This is a genomic window from Belliella kenyensis (assembly GCF_022549675.1).
Classification (GTDB): Bacteria; Bacteroidota; Bacteroidia; order Cytophagales; family Cyclobacteriaceae; genus Belliella; species Belliella kenyensis.
In genome coordinates, this window is sequence record NZ_JAKZGR010000017.1 from 1 (window position 1) to 19,570 (window position 19,570).

General features: G+C 37.7%; 12 protein-coding genes. 3 read left to right on the top strand and 9 right to left on the bottom strand.

Translation table 11 applies throughout. From position 1 onward, the window contains the following. Positions 1 to 134: 134 nt before the first annotated feature. The gene (locus tag MM214_RS15950; protein WP_241296927.1) at positions 135 to 1,277 is read right to left on the bottom strand and encodes an AEC family transporter; all 1,143 of its coding nucleotides are present in this window, start codon (positions 1,275 to 1,277) and stop codon (positions 135 to 137) included. Between the two features lie 3 nt (positions 1,278 to 1,280). Continuing rightward, a complete protein-coding gene (locus MM214_RS15955; RefSeq protein WP_241296929.1) occupies positions 1,281 to 2,444 on the bottom strand; it encodes a pyridoxal phosphate-dependent aminotransferase in 1,164 nt (387 codons plus the stop codon). A gap of 483 nt (positions 2,445 to 2,927) precedes the next feature. On the opposite strand from MM214_RS15955, the gene MM214_RS15960 reads away from it, so the two are divergent. Beyond that, positions 2,928 to 3,245, top strand: coding sequence for a HesB/IscA family protein (locus MM214_RS15960; protein WP_241296931.1), 318 nt, complete (start codon positions 2,928 to 2,930; stop codon positions 3,243 to 3,245). 127 nt (positions 3,246 to 3,372) lie between these two features. Continuing rightward, positions 3,373 to 4,446 carry an endonuclease/exonuclease/phosphatase family protein gene (locus tag MM214_RS15965; protein ID WP_241296933.1) on the top strand — a complete coding sequence of 358 codons (1,074 nt, stop codon included), beginning with the start codon at positions 3,373 to 3,375 and terminating at the stop codon, positions 4,444 to 4,446. Between the two features lie 124 nt (positions 4,447 to 4,570). Here the strand turns inward: MM214_RS15965 and MM214_RS15970 are convergent, their stop codons facing one another. The 6 genes from MM214_RS15970 to MM214_RS15995 form a co-directional block, all read right to left on the bottom strand. After that, entirely contained in the window at positions 4,571 to 5,986 is a 1,416-nt protein-coding gene (locus tag MM214_RS15970; RefSeq protein WP_241296934.1) for a hypothetical protein, read from the bottom strand. A gap of 87 nt (positions 5,987 to 6,073) precedes the next feature. Continuing rightward, a complete protein-coding gene (locus MM214_RS15975) occupies positions 6,074 to 7,162 on the bottom strand; it encodes an endo-1,4-beta-xylanase (RefSeq protein WP_241296936.1) in 1,089 nt (362 codons plus the stop codon). A gap of 40 nt (positions 7,163 to 7,202) precedes the next feature. Further along, positions 7,203 to 8,813 carry a RagB/SusD family nutrient uptake outer membrane protein gene (locus MM214_RS15980; protein WP_241296937.1) on the bottom strand — a complete coding sequence of 537 codons (1,611 nt, stop codon included), beginning with the start codon at positions 8,811 to 8,813 and terminating at the stop codon, positions 7,203 to 7,205. Between the two features lie 12 nt (positions 8,814 to 8,825). After that, a complete protein-coding gene (locus MM214_RS15985; protein ID WP_241296938.1) occupies positions 8,826 to 11,762 on the bottom strand; it encodes a SusC/RagA family TonB-linked outer membrane protein in 2,937 nt (978 codons plus the stop codon). 72 nt (positions 11,763 to 11,834) lie between these two features. Then, complete coding sequence (locus MM214_RS15990) at positions 11,835 to 12,707, bottom strand: PKD domain-containing protein (RefSeq protein WP_241296939.1); 873 nt, start codon at positions 12,705 to 12,707, stop codon at positions 11,835 to 11,837. A gap of 202 nt (positions 12,708 to 12,909) precedes the next feature. Next, complete coding sequence (locus tag MM214_RS15995) at positions 12,910 to 16,992, bottom strand: hybrid sensor histidine kinase/response regulator transcription factor (RefSeq protein WP_241296940.1); 4,083 nt, start codon at positions 16,990 to 16,992, stop codon at positions 12,910 to 12,912. A 310-nt stretch (positions 16,993 to 17,302) separates the two neighbouring features. Here MM214_RS15995 and MM214_RS16000 point away from each other — a divergent pair, with 310 nt between their 5' ends. Beyond that, entirely contained in the window at positions 17,303 to 17,875 is a 573-nt protein-coding gene (locus tag MM214_RS16000; protein ID WP_241296941.1) for a hypothetical protein, read from the top strand. Positions 17,876 to 17,877: 2 nt separating this feature from the next. Here MM214_RS16000 and MM214_RS16005 read toward each other — a convergent pair whose 3' ends face one another. Further along, on the bottom strand, positions 17,878 to 19,401 hold the full coding sequence (locus tag MM214_RS16005) for a GH3 family domain-containing protein (protein ID WP_241296942.1): 1,524 nt from the start codon (positions 19,399 to 19,401) through the stop codon (positions 17,878 to 17,880). Positions 19,402 to 19,570: the final 169 nt, after the last annotated feature.

Here is a 19,570-nt window from a genome sequence, read left to right on the forward strand (position 1 = left end):
TAATCCTAAATTGTACTTTTTCAATCCGAAATTGACTCGTGGATCAAGGGTCAAATACATAAAAAAAGAAAGTAGAGCTTAGTTTAAACCCTACTTTCTAATTCCTGACGAATTTTCCAATAAGCCCCACTTAATTACTCAATCGAGTTATTTTTATTCAATTTTTGCTCGCTCAAACTCCCCAACTCTTCCTCCATAGCTAATGTACTGATCCATTTGGAGATTTTAGGTAAGAATGAAAGGATTAACATGATCCCTCCAAATAAGAAAATATGGTATGGGTTGGTGAAATATGTTCCAGAAGAAAATATCCCCAAAATTAAGAGTGTGCTAAATGGCATAGAAAGCGCTAGTAAATTCACCCCTAGCTCTAAGTCAAAAGTTGGTTTAGTTTTCTTTGACTCATCTCCAAGTTCCATTGATCTTATGGCTGACATATGTGCAAATGGCCAAAAACTAACCGCACTTTGAGGAAATACTACAGCCAATAGAATCGCTTCAATCGGCATTGGGACCATTGCAACAAAAATCCCACTAATAGTAAATGTCACTCCGGCCCTAAATAATAACATACCAGCAAGCATCCTCAACTGATCCCACTTGAATACCACAGCTATGCCAATAAACAAAAGCACCAGTGGGGTCATCATGTCCTTCATCATCAATATTGCCTCCGAAATAAATACTGGAAGTGCCTCCATATTGATCCCAAAGCTTAACAAAATGATGGCAGATATCATCACTAGATTGATAGGCTCTTTGAGCATCGCCAGCAATAATTGTTTGACCCTGTCTTTTGTTGATGCCTTTTTGAGCTGGTGATGCTTGTAATACCACGATATCGCCAACAAGTACGCCAATACCAATACAAAAAACTTGTTCCCTATATCCGCCAAAGCTGCCCATGCGAGGACATCCTCACCTAAGTAAGAAACCACAAATGGAAAACATGTAAGCCCAGGAGCCAATGATGGCAACAATAGCAATAGTGTCCTCATAGATGCTGTTCCTTGCTCTATCCCTAATACTGGTAGTGCATACTTTGAAATTACCAAAAATAAAATATTGAACAGTAAGGCAAGAATGGGCAAAATCAATAAATCTGGATTGATCTCAATCTTAAGCAAAGCTACGAATATCATCGCAGGCAGAGCTATATCCAATATTATCATTTTAAGCCCTTTTTGCTGTTCTGGCTGGGTAAATTTCCGTTTTAGAATGAGTCCTAGGACAATTAGTAGAATCAAAGAAAGTGTTTTTTGTAATGCTATACTCATGGCCTAAGCTGTTACTTTTTCGAAAGTTTCGACAAAATATTCCATCTCTTCCATCGTGCCCATACTCACCCGACAGTATGGCTTTTCATCTATACTGAAAACTCGAATACTTACCCCTGACTCATTCATCGCTTTCATAAAGTCCATGCCGTCCATTGCAATAGGAAATAACACAAAGCTAGTAGAGGAAGGAATCACATCGTACCCCAATGAGGTAATCTTATCTACTACATAATTCCTGCATTCGGTATTCAACTTCTTACACTCTGCGGTGAATTGCGCATCACTCATGCTTGCGATAGCACCTTTGAGAGAAGTAGAGCATAATCCCATGGTACTTCTTACCTTATCTGTAATTGCTGAAATACGTTCTGGTTGAGCCACTATATAGCCTATTCTCAAGCCGGCCATACCATGAATTTTGCTGAATGTCCTCGCTACTATCACGTCGTCCCCTTTGGTCACCAAGTCTACCATAGAGTGCGACTGACTGTCATCTAAGAACTCCAAGTATGCTTCATCTACAAAAACAGGAACTTTTGTAGAGACATCAGAACAAAAAGTTCTTAGCTTATCTGAAGCTGTAATTGATCCCGTAGGATTATTTGGGTTACAAACATAGACCAGCTTGGTATCATTATCTATGGCTGATTTCATAGCCATGAGGTCGTGAGAATAATCTGACTTTAATTTTACAGGCTTCCAACTTGCACCCAAAGCTCTTGCTGTACTGATGATAGACATGTATGCAGGATCTGCTGACACGATATTACCACCAGAAGGAAATGATACAAAAGCCATCTTCTCCAATAGATCTGAAGACCCTGGACCAAGCATGATGTGTTTCGGGCTTACTCCTTCTTTCTTAGCGATCATTTCGATCAAGTCTGATGCATCTCTATGGGCGTACCGATTGCCAGTTACTACTGCCTCCTTTATCGCTTCGACAACTGCTGGTGACGGACCATATGGATTTTCATTTGCTGACAATCTTGCAAGCATTCTTGGTGCATTGAAATCTTCCCGAGGAGTGATTTCATAAAAGCTGGATTTTGGGAATGCTGCATTTACATCCATGGCACTTACAAGCTTCGGCATTGATGCTATAGCACCTATTCCAAGAAAGGATTTCTTAATCCATGATCTTCGGTTGATTGACTTTTTCATTAGTTTATAGTTTTTTTTTTGGATAGAGTCTTAAGTTACCTTTCTGAAAACACACTGAAATGACGCAATAGATCTCTGATACAGCATTTCGCTACCTTGCCTTTTGGTCTAGTCTGATAAGTTCATTACAAGTTTTTGTCCATATCAGAGTATTAACTAGCTCATCAAAGATTCAATATTGAATATTGCAGGTATTATAGATCATCTCCTTCCCCATCACAGAGGTCTTCAAAAAGGTTATATTTGGGTGATATTCTAAAACGGTCTTATATTTCAAACCATATCTTTGAAATTTTCTGTTAATCTATGGATATTTAGTCTATTATAAAACCATATTTTTATTTTTTGTTTAATTTTTTATTTAAATAGGTTTGAAAATTACATGACCATCATAAATATTCCCCATTCCGAAAAAATAAAGATGGATTTCCTAATTTTGAAGAAGCAAATGAACCGATTCTTTAAAAATTCGATTTATACATCATGATCATTCCGATAAGTATTACAGAGAAAGCCCAGATTGAAATTAAAAACATCATTTCAACAAAAAACATCCCAGCTGACTACTGCTTAAGAGTAGGCGTCAGAGGCGGTGGATGTGGCGGGATGTCTTACGCATTAGGTTTTGACAAGCTAAAAGATGGAGACCAAAAATTTGAACTTGATGATATTCCGGTTTTGATCGAAAAGCGACACTTCATGTTTTTGATGGGGATGCAAATTGATTTTTATGAAGGCAATGATGCAAGAGGTTTTACATTTATCAATCCAGATATCCCCAAGAGACATGATGTTGAATGATAGTCTTATTCAGACATGAGATTTATATAGAAAATCTTAATTTTTGATAATACCAATGCAAAGGACTCCTAAATACTTGCATAGGATGAGTATTAAGCATAATTTCGGATCTTAAAATCATCTACCTATGTTGCGATTCATTGCAGGATTTATCTTTTTTGTATCTGTTTTCCTTTTTGTCAGCGTATATATCTCTCCTGAGTTTTTTCCTTATGCAGGATTACTCACACTATTGATCCCTTTTTTGATCGTGATCAATGCTATTTTGTTTGTATTATTGGTTTTAGCCAAAAGGAAATTAGCCTTTTTACCCTTAATCGCATTAGCAATAGGTTGGAAATTTATAGGTATCACTTTCCAGCTGAATACTCCAAAAGAATCAGAACCAAACCTCACCATATTGAGCTATAATGTACATATGCTCAATTATACAAGGCCTGGACAAAACGTGCAGGAGGTCACTAAAAACATCACCAAATGGCTTCAGGACGACAACTCTGACATCAAATGTTTTCAGGAATTCTACCAAGACTACACCACACCTTCCAGAAATGCCATCAAAGCCATAGGCACAGAAAGAGGATATGAATTCACCTATCAGGTAGTTGATGGAAATATCTCCAAAAGATCCTTCGGACTTGCCATATTCAGTCGATATCCTATTATCAATGAGGGGAAAGTGTTTGACACAAAGAGAAATAACGGAGTAATTTTTGCAGACATCGTGGTGAAGAAAGATACTATCAGAATATATAATGCCCACCTTGAATCGATGGCCATATCCTCAGAAGGTTTGACAGATATTGACGGGATCAAGGAAAACTACAGAGAAACCCTCGGTAAACTCAAGAGAGGTCAAGTTGTAAGAGCTTCTCAACTTGGTGTTTTGAAAGAGCACATGAATAATAGCCCGTATGCAAATATCTTAGTGGGAGATTTTAATGATGTACCTTACAGCTACACTTACTTTTCGTTGAGAAAACTGATGAATAATGCTTTTGAAAAAGCCGGACGTGGTTTTGGATTTACTTATAACAAGATTCTTTTCTTTTTACGAATTGACAATATTTTCTATGACGATCCATTAGAAATATTAGAATTCAGAACACACAATGAGGTCGACTACTCTGATCATTATCCAGTATCGGCTAAGTTCAAGTGGAGCACGCCACTGGTGAGGGAAAGTGAAGAAATTGAGTAGGTTAAGATTTAGTGAATTATAAAAGTCAATTGAGGTTTTCGGGAAATTACTCCATAAAAATTGAGGCAAAAAATAAAAACACCCCAGAAACTATGTCTCTAGGGTGTCAAAACAATAAACCCAATTAATTATCCATTATTTGTATCAAATCAATAACCTTATTATTAAAGGTTTTCATCGATTCCATAAGAGGCTTGTATGCATTAAATTCACTATCTACTATACCCTTGTTTGAATCCCTATTGGAATAATCTGTGGTAAGATCCAATGGGTCATTATCTTGGTAAGTAAACCAATGCCAACCCACACAAGACTTACTTTCAAGTAATTTCATTGCGAAATTTTGATAAAAAATCCCTCTATCCTTTTGGGAAGGGACATTCCAGCCTGCTCCAGTTCTATTGGGCAGACCAGAATCTTCTCCTTTGACATACCACTCGGTAATAATGAAAGGCTTTCCTGACCATTTCTCCCAGTTTTCAAGCATTGCCAAGTCTGGTTCCCATTTTCTATAGTGATTGACTGAAATAATATCTATGTATTTTCCAGCTACCTCAAAAATCGCAGGATTCTGCAATTCCTCTTTCTCTTGGTTGAACCTACAGCCCAAAAACATGTGGTTAGGATCATATTTCTTTATAGCTGCACTTACTTTTGAAATGTACTCTTCAAAATAGAATGCAGTAAAAGCTAACCTGTCATCATCATTAACATCGTCTATACTCGCATTCTTTCCCTTTCGTTCATCTAACCATGCTTTTGCAGCAAGATAACCATACTCATCTTTAGCCAAATACATCAGGTGCCTATCAAGAGCATCATTTTTCCAAGGCAATTCATTATCAGTATAATAACCAAGTAAATGCTTGTCTTCAGCATATTTGCTAATTGGTGCGATAGCTTTATCTACATATTCATCAAATTCTGGATCAAATACCATGATCAAATCAAACCTAAAACCTTGCCAGCCAGTTTGTTTATATTCACCACCATATTTCTTAATATGATCAGTTTTGTAATTCCCCATAGGGTTGACGATCACTGTGTAGACAAGTGGATCTTCGACCTGTCTTAATAAATCCACATCAGACCAAGCTCCAGTACCATTGAACCCATGCTCTTTCAACAAGGTCGATTCCTTTTCTGCCCAGGTCTGGATATCATTGTATTTGTCTTTCATTGATGCCCTTTGCTTTTCAGATTTACCAGGCCGAAAGACTGCAACTCCCTTATGTATAAACGGGTATCCATCTGGATCTATGATCCACCATCGATTATCAATTTTCTCTGTCCTAAAGAATCCTGTCCCCTCTGACTGCATAAACTCCCACCCTCCATACTTACTTTGTACCGGAGTTTTTTTCTTTTTTCTCAATGCAGGTATATGATCTACTGTTTTGGCTTGGTAAGTACCCCATACAGTATCATCAGCATTTTTTCTTGCTTTTACTTCATAAAACCCATTCGTGTCTTGGGCTTGTACACCGAAAATCACAGTAGTGATCAGTATAATTGTAAGTGTGTATTTGAAATGATTCATCTTTCAAGATTATGCAAGGGAAACTTGTCTAATTGTCCCCCTTGCTTTGTGTTATAAAATAGGTTCGAAAAATTTACTTTCCCTTAGTCAGTTCAATCCTTCTAGAAAGCCTTCATAGGCCCTTTTCTTTTGAAAACTATCATCAAACAACAAAGGGTATTCTTTTGGATGCCACCAATCCCTCAACCATGTCCCATTGTCTGCAACTCCCCAAGTAGTAATTGCAAATTTTTGATTTTGTGGAATAGATTCGTAAAAACTAACTATATCTCGATATGCTTCTGCATGCTTTGCTTGCTCTGAGGGCAGATATACATAGTCATCTTCCCTGTTCACATTGACCCTAATATCCAGTTCGGAAATATGAATCAATAATCCAGATCCTGCCATATCAGTAAGGCCATTTCTAATTGTGTTCCTATTCGTAGACACCATGTAATGGAATTGATCTCCTAAACCATCTATTGGATATCCATCTGCTTGAAAGCGGTTGACCATCTGTCTCATAGCCCCTCTTTTACCAGAAGCTAACACAACATTGTAATCATTATAGAATAGTTTGGCATCAGGATCTATAGCTCTTGCATAAGCAAAGCACCTTCCATAAAAAGCAATTGGATCACGGAATGTCTGATATACAGGACAGTTCTCACTTCTCAATGTACCATTGTCATTAAATATTTCATTAGCGACATCCCAACTCACCACCTTACCTTTATACCTTTGGACAACTCTTTCGATATATGTTTTCACTCTAGATTCAAATGCAGCTGAATCATAGTTTGCACTTTTGAACCAATTCGGAAATGAGCTATACCAAACCAAAGTATGTCCATGAACCTTCATGTTATTGGTCTGGGCAAAGTTGACCATTTCATCAGCTGCTGCCCAGTCATAATTATTCTCACCTTTCCAGATGTGAGCCATTTTCATTTCAAATTCAGCTGTAATTTGAGAATAATGCGTACGAAGTGTATTTGCATATTGAGCACCTGATAGCTCTCTATTAGTCACCGCCGCGCCAATATCAAATTTGGCTTTTAACCGAATATTGTCCTCCTCTTCATCAGGGTCATCTGGAATCTCTACTACTGGCTCTTCACCTGAATCAGAACAAGACCACATGCCACTCCCTATTAGTAGAAGGAGTCCTATCATCACGCTATATTTTTTCATTTTAATCATATTTAATTTATCACTACCTCGATCAAGTCATTTAGTATCCTTGATTCTGAGGCATTACCCTATCTGTATTGGCATCAATCACACGCTGTGGAATCGGTAACAAAACTTGAAATTCTTGAATGTTTGCAGCAAACCTGTTGTGCGCTCGATTTCTTTCTATCAATTTACCAGTCCTTACCATAGTATGTCTCCTATGCTCCTCGGTAACCAATTCCCTTGATCTTTCATCTAAAATAAAGTCTATTGTCACTTGGTTTGGAGAAATTTCGCTAGCATTTGATCTTCTCCTTATCTGATTGATGAGCTCTGCTGCCTCACCCAAATTACCAAGTTTAAACTCTGCCTCTGCCAGCAATAAATAAGTCTCTGCAACTCTTAAGTAGACTTGATCTGCAAAAGCATAGTTTGCATTCCAAAGATTCGGATCATTGTAGGTCCAATCCCATTTCCTAGTAGAAGCCCATCGATTGTTATTGATATTCATTTGACTTGGCTCCATGTGGGTACGGATTGTATCACCATTGAAACCTATGTAATACTTCCTAACAGCATATTCGCTAAACCTATCATCTTGAGGCTCATAAATACTAAATGCCCATGCTGAAATAGCAAGTCTGCCAATTCCCCTCCCACCATTTTCCGGAGTGTATGGAGCATATCCATTATAATTGATCACCCAAGACCTTCTCATAGAGTTAGAACTTGCTCCTGGAAGATTTAAAACATCTGAATTTGGGAAAATCCATAAAGCTTCTCTGTTACCCTGATCTCTTGTGATGTTTCCATCATAAAACTGATCCATAAAAGGTACTCCAGGTTCATTGGCTCTTACTCCAAAGCGTGAAGTTGTGAGTGAAAAATCACCACCATAAACCACTGTAGACGCTTTATCTCTTGCCTGTTCGGGCATATCCATCCATAAGTACATTTCTGCTAGATAATGCGAAGCTATAGCACCGGATAAGTTCAAAACGCTGTTTGACACATGTGGCAAATACTCTTCTGCCAGAAGCAAATCTTCTACGATCAATTCTTGGACTTCTCTAACAGGTCTTCGCTCCCAGTCATTCTTGTAATTCAACCCATTGATCTCCTCTGTAGATATAGGAACATCCCCAAAGCTATAAACCAAGTGTCTATACGCCCAGGCTCTGATAAGATGAGCATGGCCCAAAATCAATTGCTTGTTTTGCAACTCCATTTCTGGAGAAGTAGCTTCCCAATCTACTGCTGGGTTTTCAGCTCTTGCGATGATCATGTTTGCGGAGTTGATCGCTCGATACATCAATAAAAATATACCAGGATTGCCAGCTGTGTCTCCATTGAGTAGCTGCATCTCTGGATTCAATTCTATATTATATTGATTGAGTCCTCTAGTCCATGATAGTTCGGTATTTGCCCATCCATTATCCACCCCAATCTTCCATGCAAAACCGAGCTCGGCAGATTGGATTTTATCTTCTCGCTCATCACGGACAAAATCCAATAAAGCATTGGTAGCTAACCTAAAACCTTGAAAAGTCCCAAACAAGTTATCAGCATACAGGTTATCTCTAGGGTCTTCTTTTAAGAATTGCTCTTCATCACATCCTGTACTGCCCACAAGGATCAATATGATGATTGTATATAATATCTTTTTCATGTTTTTGACCAGTTAAAATTGTACTCTAAATCCAGCAATATATGATTTCACAAAAGGAATAGATCTCTGGCTGCTTAACTCTGGATCTGTTCCTTCCCAGTCTGTTATTGTTACCAAATTCTTAGCATTGACATAAACTTCTGCCCTACCCAGCTTCCACTTAGACAAAAGTGAAGAGTTCAACCTATAACTCAAGGTCACATCATTGAGCCGTACATAGCTGGCGTTGTTTGATCTTCCAAAATATTGAACTTGAAAAGCATTAGAGTCATCTCTGTTTGCTGGCCATTCATTATTTGGGTTTTCAGGTGTCCACCAGTTTCTATTCAGTGTTCTAGTACGGCCATCAAAAAATGGATTCATCAACTCATTCCCTCTAGTCAAGCCTTGAACAGTACTTATAAAAAACTGTAGAGATAAGTTTTTGTAAGAGACTGTGTTGTTTAATCCAGCAATAAAATCTGGTATAGCGCTACCTATGAAGGTTCGATCGTCAGCATTAATAGTTCCGTCACCATTTACATCTCTGACTCTAATATCTCCTGGTCTTGCTGTAGGCTGGGCGGAATTCACTATATCATCACCTATTTGCCATATTCCATCAAACAAATAGCTAAAATTCACATTCAATGGCTGACCAATAAACCATCTATTGGCTAAATCATCAGCTGGATTACCTAACTCATCACGAAGTCCCACATCTACAATTTCATTCCTGAAAAATGAGAAAGTCAAATCACTTGTCCATTTCCAATCTCTTTGGTCTACATTGATCGATGATATTTGCAGATCAAGACCTCTGTTCCTTGTCGAACCAATATTCTGTCTGATGATTCCTGTCCCGTTTACTTGAGAAATATTTCTATTTAAAAGTAAATCTACTGTTTGGGTCATGAAGTAATCTACTGAACCTTGTATCCTATTTTCGAAAAGACCAAAATCAATACCCAAATTAGTTGATTTTGAAGTCTCCCACCCTAAACTTGGATCTCCAATTCCAGAAGGGTAAAATCCAAATGCAGTTCCTCTCAAATCATCTAAATAATTCTGAACACTCAAACCAGGTAAGGTAGAATAAGGTGCAATAGCTTGATTCCCATTTTCCCCATAAGACACTCTGATTTTCAATGCGGTAACCAGTGCCACACTCTCCATAAAAGACTCCCTGTCAATGTTCCAACCAAGGGCAACAGAAGGAAACAAACCGAATTTTGTAGCATCTCCAAATCCTGAATATCCATCTCTTCTAGCTGTCAGTGTCAGTAAGTATTTGCTGTCAAATCCATAATTGACTCTTGCCATTTGAGATAAATAGTTCCATTGTGTGTAATTGTCACTTGGATTCCACACAGTAGCTAAATTATTTTGAAAATTAGTCATGATATCGCTGGGGAATCCACTCGCTGTTAGGTTATGGTTTTTACTCCATCTTTGCTGTGCACTGTATAGCCCAGTGAATCCTATCGTATGTTTTCCAAAACTCTTGTCATACGTAAGAATGTTCTCTACAATCCAATCTTCCTCCTGCCAGTTATTTGTAGTTGCCACTCCACCTTGCTGCAACCCTGAGCGGGTATTTCTACCAGAATAAGTGTCTATAGCTCTGTACCTATAATCGTACCCAGTATTCAATCTAAACTTCAACCCTTCCACAAATGGAACATCGACTTGTAAATAATTTTGAGTAATGATTCTCCTAGTTTTATCCTCATTGAGAATATTGAAAGGCTCTAGTGGGTTAGAATAGAATGAATCCTCTGGCCAAGGAAAAATCGTCAGCGTCTCTCCATCTTCTTGAAAAGGTGTCGTCAGTGGGTTCATGTTGAATGCTGATCCGAAATTTGCTGCATTTGCACTTCTATCTGTATATAGAAGCTGGTTACTCGTACCCAAAGTCAACCAAGGTGCAATCTTTGTATCTACATTAAGTCTCAATGTAGTTCTAAGTAAATCATCGTTCTTTGCGACACCTTTAGCATCTACTAAATTTCCAGAAATAAAGTACTTTGTATCTTCTGTACCCCCTGAGATCGAAAGGTTGTGTTGTTGTCTTGTTCCCATTCTAGTTGCAAGACCCAACCAGTCAGTGTCTACTCCATTCTCAAAAGCAATCTGCTCTGACTGAGAGATTGACCCAAGACCATACCGATCTACTTTGGTTTGGTAGAAAGTATTTCCATCCATCAAATCAGGAATATTTGCAATCTGATCTATTCCAAAGTAAGTATCATATGAAATTTTCGCTTTGCCCGTAGTCCCCCTTTTGGTTGTGATCAATACAACACCGTTTGCTGCTCTAGCACCATAAATCGCCGCTGAAGATGCATCTTTCAATACTTCTAAAGATGCAATATCCATGGGGTTGATTTCAGAAATTCGGCCATTATAAGGTATTCCATCCAATACGATAAATGGCTCGCTGCTTGCTGCCAAGGAGTTTCTTCCTCTAATTTGCAAGCTTATATTATCTCCTTCTACACCTGCCCCTGAATTAGTTATTGCTAAGCCAGCCACCCTTCCTTGTAATGCTTGGCCAAGTGAAACTGTGGGCATTGTCTCAAGCTGTTCAGCCTTATATGATGCGACAGCTCCAGTGATATCACTTTTCTTCTGAGTACCATACCCCACTACGATTACCTCAGACAATGCTTGTAAATCTGTCCCTAGTTCTATATTGATAATAGATCGACTTGCTACTTCTACTCTCTGAGTAAGGTAGCCTACAAAAGAAAAAACTAAAACAGCATTAGATTCAGCACTTACTTCATAGTTCCCTTCTATATCAGTCACCGTCCCTGTGTTAGTACCCTCCACCACTACATTGACTCCTGGTATTCCTAACCCATCATCTGGATCTATCACTTTTCCTTTTATTCTACTCTGCTGAGCGTATGCTTGACCAAGCAAGCATATCAGCCCACAGATCATCGTGAGTATTTTTAACTTCATTGGATTGGTTATTTTGGTTTTACTTATTTCTATTTTTAAGGATTTGCAATCCGGGACAATTCAATGCTCATTCTACTTAGATATATAGAAATCATCAATATAAAAATCATAGTTATTGGCATTTCTAACATCCCCCTCGCTTCTGAATACTAGCAAGTTGTTGATTGCGCTCAAATTCAAACTATTGTTGGCAGCTTTAAAGTCTGCAATAGGTATGGAAAGTTTGTGCCAGTTGCCATCTCTTTTGAATCCGTATTCTTCTCCTGATGCGGTAAATTTCAAGATTGCATTTTGCCCTGCACTTTGAAACCTAATCAAAAATTCTCCATTGCTAGTAGATTTCATCGCTACATTGTAAAAACCATCCTCGTAATCACTAAGATCTACAGGTCCAGACTGTGGAGTAATCGATGCCATAGCCCAATCAGAAGATCCATCTATCGTAAGTGCCAATGCCTTGGTTCCTTCAAAGGCATTAGTCTCCACTTCAGTAATAGTAAACTGATTATTCCTTTGAATATTTACACTGACCATTTCTGTAATCGCTGGATTTTCTGTATAAAATCCTATCCGCTGTACTTCTGGCTCTGGCAATCCCTCCACTTCTATGGTAAAAGTTTTGGAGTCAGTGAGGTTATCTATATAAGTCACCTCTAATGTAGCTATGAATGTGCCACCTCTTTCAAAAATCACATCAACTTCTTCGTCTTCTGATACCGCTGGAGTACCTCCTTGAAAACTCCATCTTCTGGTATGAACTTTAGTAGATTGATCTCTAAAGGTCACTATCTCTCCCGCCATCACACTACTTGTGCTTGACGTGGCAATCAGTTCTCCTGGTTCTGGAAGCTGGAGATCTCCCCCCTCTTCTACACATGCACCATAGACCAGCGTAGTGATCAGTGCCATGGCAAGAAGTCTTGCATGTTTAGTAATTGTACTCATTATTTTAGGTTTTATTGTTAAAATTATATTGGTACAATTTTAATTTGTCATGCAAAAAAAGGGATTCAATATTGTTTAAATTTAATTCATTATTGTCCTAAACATTTTAAACACCTCATTAAGAGTAATTTAAGATCAAATGCAAGGGGTTGAATTGAGAAAAATAGTTACTAATCAAAAATACAATTCAGATTTATCCTGTTTACCCTTGTTTGTTTTTATATTCTTTTGGAGAAATACCAAATTGCTTGACAAAAGATCTTGAAAAATATGATTGACTGCTGAATCCAACAGCATACGCAATTTCAGTAATATTCTTTGAGCTTTCTTTTAAAAGCTGCATTGACTTCTTTAACCTAATATTTCTTACAAACTCATTGACAGACTGGCCAGTCAAAGCTTCTACTTTCAAATACACCAAAGATCTGCTCATGTTAACTCGCTCTGCAATAAAATCTGCATTGATTTTTTCCTGCTCAATGTTCTGCAAAATGATATCAATAATTGATTGAATCAGTTTCCCATCACTATCTTCAATAGAATTAGCGTCAAACTCAAAACTTTGACTTTCTCTGAATTTTTTAGCAAGTTCTTTTCTGGAATTCAAGAGATTCGAAACCCTGGACTTGAGGATTTCTAGGTTGAAAGGTTTGACAATATAATCATCTGCTCCTGACTTCAACCCCTCAAGCTTTACATCCTGAGCATACCGAGCTGTAAGTAGTATCACAGGAATGTGACTAGTCAACTCGTCCTCTTTAATTTTTTTACAAAATTCCAATCCATCCATTTCTGGCATAGTGATATCACTTATGATAAGTTGAGGCATATCCAATGTTGCCATTCGCAGACCTTCAACTCCATTCTTTGCAAGTAGGACTTCATATGAATCTTTAAGCTCATTGGCAATGAATTCAGCTAGTTCAGTATCATCTTCCAATACGAGTATACGAGAAAGTGAGGTTTTCTTTAAGTTATGGACATTGGCATCATGCTCTTGCTTATACTCTTGAATTACATCGACCTTATTTGTTGGTTTTTGTGATACACTTTGAACATTCAGTGGAATCAGAAGAGAAAACACTGACCCTTCTCCTTTCTTTGAAGTCACTGTGATCTTGCCATTGTGTAATTCTGCCAACTCTTGTGAAAGTGCCAACCCAATGCCTGTACCGCTTGATGCATCCTCTTCATTTTGCTGTGCACTATAGAACCTTTCAAAAATACGCTTCAAGTCTTTCTTTGGAATACCAACACCATTATCTTTTACCGAAATCGAAACTAACTTTTCTGATTCATTCTCTACTTCTAGCAAATCTACAATGAGTGTAATGTGTCCATGTTCCTTGGTATTTTTAAAAGCGTTAGATAGTAAATTACTTATGATTTTATCTAATTTATCTGCATCAAAAGTCATGTGAATTTTCTGAACTTTAGACTCAAAAGTATAAGTAATATGCTTCTTTGCGGCTAATACCTCAAATATTGCCCACACTTTATTGGCAAATGCAACAATATCTCCTTGAGATGTTTCCAGAACAAGGCTTCCTGCTTCCATTTTTCGATAATCCATGAGCTGATCTACCAGTTTAAGTAGTTTATCAGTATTTCTTTGAATTAAATCAAAGTGATATTGCTTTTCTTCATCACCTAAAGTGTTTTCTGATTTTAGCTTTTCAATAGGAGCTTTTATCAGTGTCAAAGGTGTTCGGAATTCATGTGAAACGTTGGTGAAAAATCTCAATTTCATCAAATTTGTTTCAGTAACATTTTTGATTTGAATCTTTTCAAGTTTTAGCTCATTCCTCAATTGAGCTCGATATAGTATACTTTTTCTAAAAAAATAAAAAACAGCAATAATGAAACAGAAATAAGCAAAATAAGCCCAAGGGGTCAACCAAAACGGTGGATGTATAAGTATTTCGATAGCTACTCCAGAATCCTTCAACTCAGACCCTTCAGCCAACTGAACCTTGAATGTATAGCTACCTGAAGGTAAGTTGGTGTAAGTAGCAAACCTTTTTTCGCCAACGAAATACCACTCTTCATCAAAGCCTTCCATTTTGTATGCATACTCTAGCCTTTGGAAAGGTCTAAAATCTAGACCTGCAAACTCAAAAGTCATTACCGACTGATCATGCGATAGCTCAATAAAGTTTGTTTCTATGATCGATTTCTTGATCGGAGAATCTTCCATTCCAACTTTTTGTGATTTATTGAAGAGCTGGAAATCCACTACGTATACTCTAGGACTATTCTCCTGATCAATCAAGCTATCTGGATGAAATTTCAGCAAACCATGAATTCCCCCAAAGTACAATTCGCCAGCTTTGGATTTTAGCCTGGATCGTTCATAAAACTCTTGGTTTGGAATCTCTTTATTGATCCTGTAATGCTTTATCTGACTATTTTGGTGACTCCATTTTGTCAAACCTTGATTGGAACTCAACCAAAAATCCCCTCTATCATCTTCCAGTAGCCCTTTGATATTGATAGGTAGATCTTCTACATCATTCCATCTTTTGGCTACAAGACCATCATCCTTTACAAAAATCTGATCTATCCCTCCTGCACTTCCAACCCAAATATTGCCCTTGGAATCCTCCATGATATCAAAGCAATAATTTGAACTTAAAGTTTCAGAATTGTTTTCCACATGCTTGATATTATGGACTTTGTGATCATACATGTATATTCCAGCATAAGTCACTATCCATAGTCTACCCTTACTGTCTTCCATAAAAGAAACCGCATATTCTACTCCTAACAAAATCGGATCAAAGTCTCCGACATTGTCAGCATTATAAAACTGATCAGATTTTGCATCATACACTGTAATCCCCTTCTTTTCATGAGTAGCCAACCATACATTGCCTTTTGAATCTCTTAGAAGGCCTTTTACATTAGTAGACAAAGACTTGACACCAGCCCCTCGACCTTTCATGAGATCTTCAAAGCGACCATTTCTTTTATCAAAACTATACAACCCCATATCCCATCCCGCTGCAAAAAGCTTTTCTGAATCCGCACAGACAATGCCTAATACGCTAGATGCATGAGCTGGTGTGTTGAGGTGATACCTATCGAAGGTATTTGTAGATTGGCTGTACTTGTTTATTCCTCCTTCCTTGGTTCCTATCCAAACTATGCCATTTTTATCTTCCCAAATTGAACCAATTTTATTACTACTCAAAGAGAACTTGTCTTGATGATTGTGACTAAAAAACATAAAAGGGCTTTGATTTTTACTCAACACATTCACTCCTCCTTCTTGAGTAGCTACCCAAAGGTTTGAATGCGAATCCTCTGTAATATGAGTAATGATATCATTGCTTATATCATTATCCAAAATATTACTTTCACGAAAAACCACAAACTCACCTTGCAATCTATCATATAGGTTCAACCCCTTGTTTGTCGTACCTATCCAAAGGTTCTTTTTACTATCTTCAAAAATCTGTGAAATGGAATTGCTGCTTAAGCTCCTCGGATTATTTGGCTGGTTTTCAAAAACCTCAACACTCCCAGCAGAGTCTCTTTTGATCAATCCTTTCGAGCTTGCTATCCAAAGATTCTCATAGCTATCAAAAAATATAGGACTGGTGTGACTAATTTTCAAATCATCAAAACCTTTTACCTTCAAACTTAATTTATTAACAAGATCATTTTCTGTGTTCAATGTAAAAATCCCTAAACTATTTTGAACGATAATTTCTATGGAATTTGAATCAATGATTCTTCTGGTATCTAGCACCAAATCGTTGGACATACCAGTGGGAAAAGAATAGCGTTTGAAGTCATCAGTACCTGACTGATATTTAGCCAAACCATAGTTAGTCCCAATCCAAACATTCCCGTTTAAGTCTACCTTTAGACATCGGATAATGTTCCCCGGTATAGAATTTTCACTCCCTGGTTCTGTATAATATCTGTAAAATCTATCTTCAGCCAAATTGTACCTTACCAAACCAGCATTATTGGTACCTATCCAAATATTTCCTTTTCTATCTTCAGCGAGGCTGTAAATGAAATTGCCAGAAATAGAATTCGGGTCATTACTGTCCTTCTTGAAAATTTCAAATCCATATCCATTCCACCTGTTCAACCCATCATAAGTCGCAACCCAAATGAATCCTTTGGAATCCTCCAAAACAGATGTGACATGATTATTTGATAGTCCGCCTTCTATGGTAAGACTTTTGATGATATAGTTATCCTGTTGGGCAAGTAGGTTTTGTCCAAAACTTAATAGTAAGAAAAAGAATAAGGTGGGTTTAATGTTCATTGTCTTCAAATAACGTCAGAACAAAGTTCAGATTCGTTAATTATTGTCTAAAGAAAGTGAATTATTGTCTAAGTAGCTAATTCATAAGGAATAGGACCGCTATATGGAATAAATTATGATGTTTAAAACAAAAACTATATTAAGTAATGTCAGGATAAAATGGATGTTCCAAGAATTTTGAATTCACTTAATTGAACATCAGAACATTATTAAAAAAAATTAGTAACAGTCAATTTGAAAATTTCGGAGTATGAAATTAAGATTAACATTGAACCCAGTTCATAGTTATTAAAATTAAATCTAAGAAGATATGAAAATCACAGAGACCAAATACATACAAAATAGCATGCCTGATGAACTTAAGCATGTGATCATCAAAACCCTTGATTTTTATCCTGACTTGGCAGATGTTACTATTGAATTTCGATTCAATGAAAACATTAGAAAATCTGTCATGCAAGCTCAACCAAAGTTCACTACCATGTTTGGTAGAAGAAAAAACCGAACCTATCTCATCAATATCAGTAGGTGCTTTACCCTCAAGGGTGTCACCATGCCCATAGAAGACCTTCCCGAAGATGTACTTATAGGATGGATTGGCCATGAACTTGGACACATATCCGACTACCTTAATAGAAGTAATTGGTCAATGATACTTTTTGGAATTGGATATTTGACCTCTAAGTCCTTCATCATATCGGCAGAAAGAGTAGCCGATACCTACGCTGTAGATCATGGCCTTGGCGACTACATCTTAGCCACCAAGGATTTTATACTTCATCAGGCAGGTATGCCAGAGGCGTATATAGAAAAAATCAAAAAGCTCTATCTCCCGCCAGAAGAGATCATGTATCTTATGGAAAACAAATCCGTGGCTGACTAACCTCAGTGTTCAGATACATAGGCTTCCCACTCTTTAAAATCTTCCGCTTTCATCACACGAGGTACCTTTACCTGACCTCCCTTTTGCTTGGTGTCTTCCGTCCACTTTCTGAACATTTCGTCAGTCACTATTCTGACCTCTATATGCTTCAGTGCCTTACCTCTGGCTACTTTGTAGTTTTTGTTATTCTCCTTGAGTAGATCATCTAGTCGCTCTGCGATCTGATTTTCATCCAAAGACTTCTCACAATCTACTCCCAAGTACCATCTGTGTCTATACTCATCATCCTCCTCTACCGCTGCCACTGTAAACTCTTTAATCTGACAGTCAAACTCCTCGCTAAGCTTTTCCATGGCTTGATTCATCTGAATTACTGACAAATGAGAGCCAACGACATTCAAGAAGTGTTTAGTCCTCCCAGTGATCTTTATCTCTGCACGCTCTTTATCTGTAAAAGTAATCGTATCACCAATCATATATCTCCATGCCCCAGACACTGTACTGATCAGTAACACATAATCTTTCCCCTCCTCCACATTTTCTATGTTCTCTACCTTGGCTTCTGGATTGATGCTTCCGTCTTCATTCATATTTTCAGGTGTGAAATGTACAAATTCAAAATAAACACCATTATCAGTGATCAACGCCATAGCATCTGTCTCTTTTCGCAGCTGTGTTGCCAAATAACCTTCAGAAGCGAGGTATGTATCAATCACAGTGATTTCTTTTCCACAAAGCTTTTCAAAAGACTTTCTATATGGCTCAAATGCCACACCCCCTGATGTATACACCTGAAAATTTGGCCACACATCATGTATTGTCTCTGCATTATGATGCGCAATCACACGCTTGAGCATAAGCTCTATCCAAGAAGGAATCCCAGAAATAGCTCCTATATCCCAATTCCCAGACTCTCGTGCCAAAGCCTCCACACGTTCATCCCAATCATCTATGGCTGAAATATCTTTGCCTGGTCGATAGAATCCTTCAAACCAATAAGGAATTTGACTTGCACTAATTCCACTAATCTCTCCCTCTAGGTGCCCATTTACTTCTTTCAAATTGGTACTACTACCAAACATGAGTATCTCCTTTTCAAAAAAAGTTGCTGGAAGATCAAAATCAGCAATACCCTTGATCTGTTGCATTCCCGCCCTTCTTATAGACTGTAGCATTTCTTCGGTTACTGGTATGTGCTTTTTGGTCGATGTCGTCCCACTGGATACAGCAAAATACTTCACCTTACCAGGCCAAGTGACATCTTCGCCTCCATCTATTACCTTTTGCCACCATTCCTCGCGAAGTTGATCATAATTGAAAAATGGCACCTCGGCAGCAAAGGAAGCTCTGATGTCTGTTGATTTAAGCATGTTTTCGAACTGATAGTACTTTCCGAATGCTGTATTTTTTGCCTTAGACAACAGGTTTTCTAAAACTTTTTGCTGTGCTTCTTTCGGGTCTGGATTGGTAAAAATTCTATCTACAGTCTCAACAGATCTTTTGATAATTTCTCCTATTATTGGCATAATCGTTTTGTGGTAAAAGGTGATTAATTGTTTTGGCAAAATGAAAAATATTTGCTTTTGTATTCCATCGCAACTTTCAAGCCATTCCATAAAAAAACCCTCAAAATTTCACAGAAAACATGAAAATCTTGAGGGTTTGTAAGTTATAAGAACAAAGTCTTATCTCAAT

What these genes read in the sequence shown, in the direction of transcription:
- MM214_RS15950 (WP_241296927.1), bottom strand. Translation starts at nt 1,277, where the DNA reads ATGAGTATAGCATTACAAAAAACACTTTCTTTGATTCTACTAATTGTC.
- MM214_RS15975 (WP_241296936.1), bottom strand. Translation starts at nt 7,162, where the DNA reads ATGAAAAAATATAGCGTGATGATAGGACTCCTTCTACTAATAGGGAGT.
- MM214_RS15965 (WP_241296933.1), top strand. Translation starts at nt 3,373, where the DNA reads ATGTTGCGATTCATTGCAGGATTTATCTTTTTTGTATCTGTTTTCCTT.
- MM214_RS15980 (WP_241296937.1), bottom strand. Translation starts at nt 8,813, where the DNA reads ATGAAAAAGATATTATATACAATCATCATATTGATCCTTGTGGGCAGT.
- MM214_RS15970 (WP_241296934.1), bottom strand. Translation starts at nt 5,986, where the DNA reads ATGAATCATTTCAAATACACACTTACAATTATACTGATCACTACTGTG.
- MM214_RS15995 (WP_241296940.1), bottom strand. Translation starts at nt 16,992, where the DNA reads ATGAACATTAAACCCACCTTATTCTTTTTCTTACTATTAAGTTTTGGA.
- MM214_RS15960 (WP_241296931.1), top strand. Translation starts at nt 2,928, where the DNA reads ATGATCATTCCGATAAGTATTACAGAGAAAGCCCAGATTGAAATTAAA.
- MM214_RS16005 (WP_241296942.1), bottom strand. Translation starts at nt 19,401, where the DNA reads ATGCCAATAATAGGAGAAATTATCAAAAGATCTGTTGAGACTGTAGAT.
- MM214_RS15955 (WP_241296929.1), bottom strand. Translation starts at nt 2,444, where the DNA reads ATGAAAAAGTCAATCAACCGAAGATCATGGATTAAGAAATCCTTTCTT.
- MM214_RS15990 (WP_241296939.1), bottom strand. Translation starts at nt 12,707, where the DNA reads ATGAGTACAATTACTAAACATGCAAGACTTCTTGCCATGGCACTGATC.
- MM214_RS15985 (WP_241296938.1), bottom strand. Translation starts at nt 11,762, where the DNA reads ATGAAGTTAAAAATACTCACGATGATCTGTGGGCTGATATGCTTGCTT.
- MM214_RS16000 (WP_241296941.1), top strand. Translation starts at nt 17,303, where the DNA reads ATGAAAATCACAGAGACCAAATACATACAAAATAGCATGCCTGATGAA.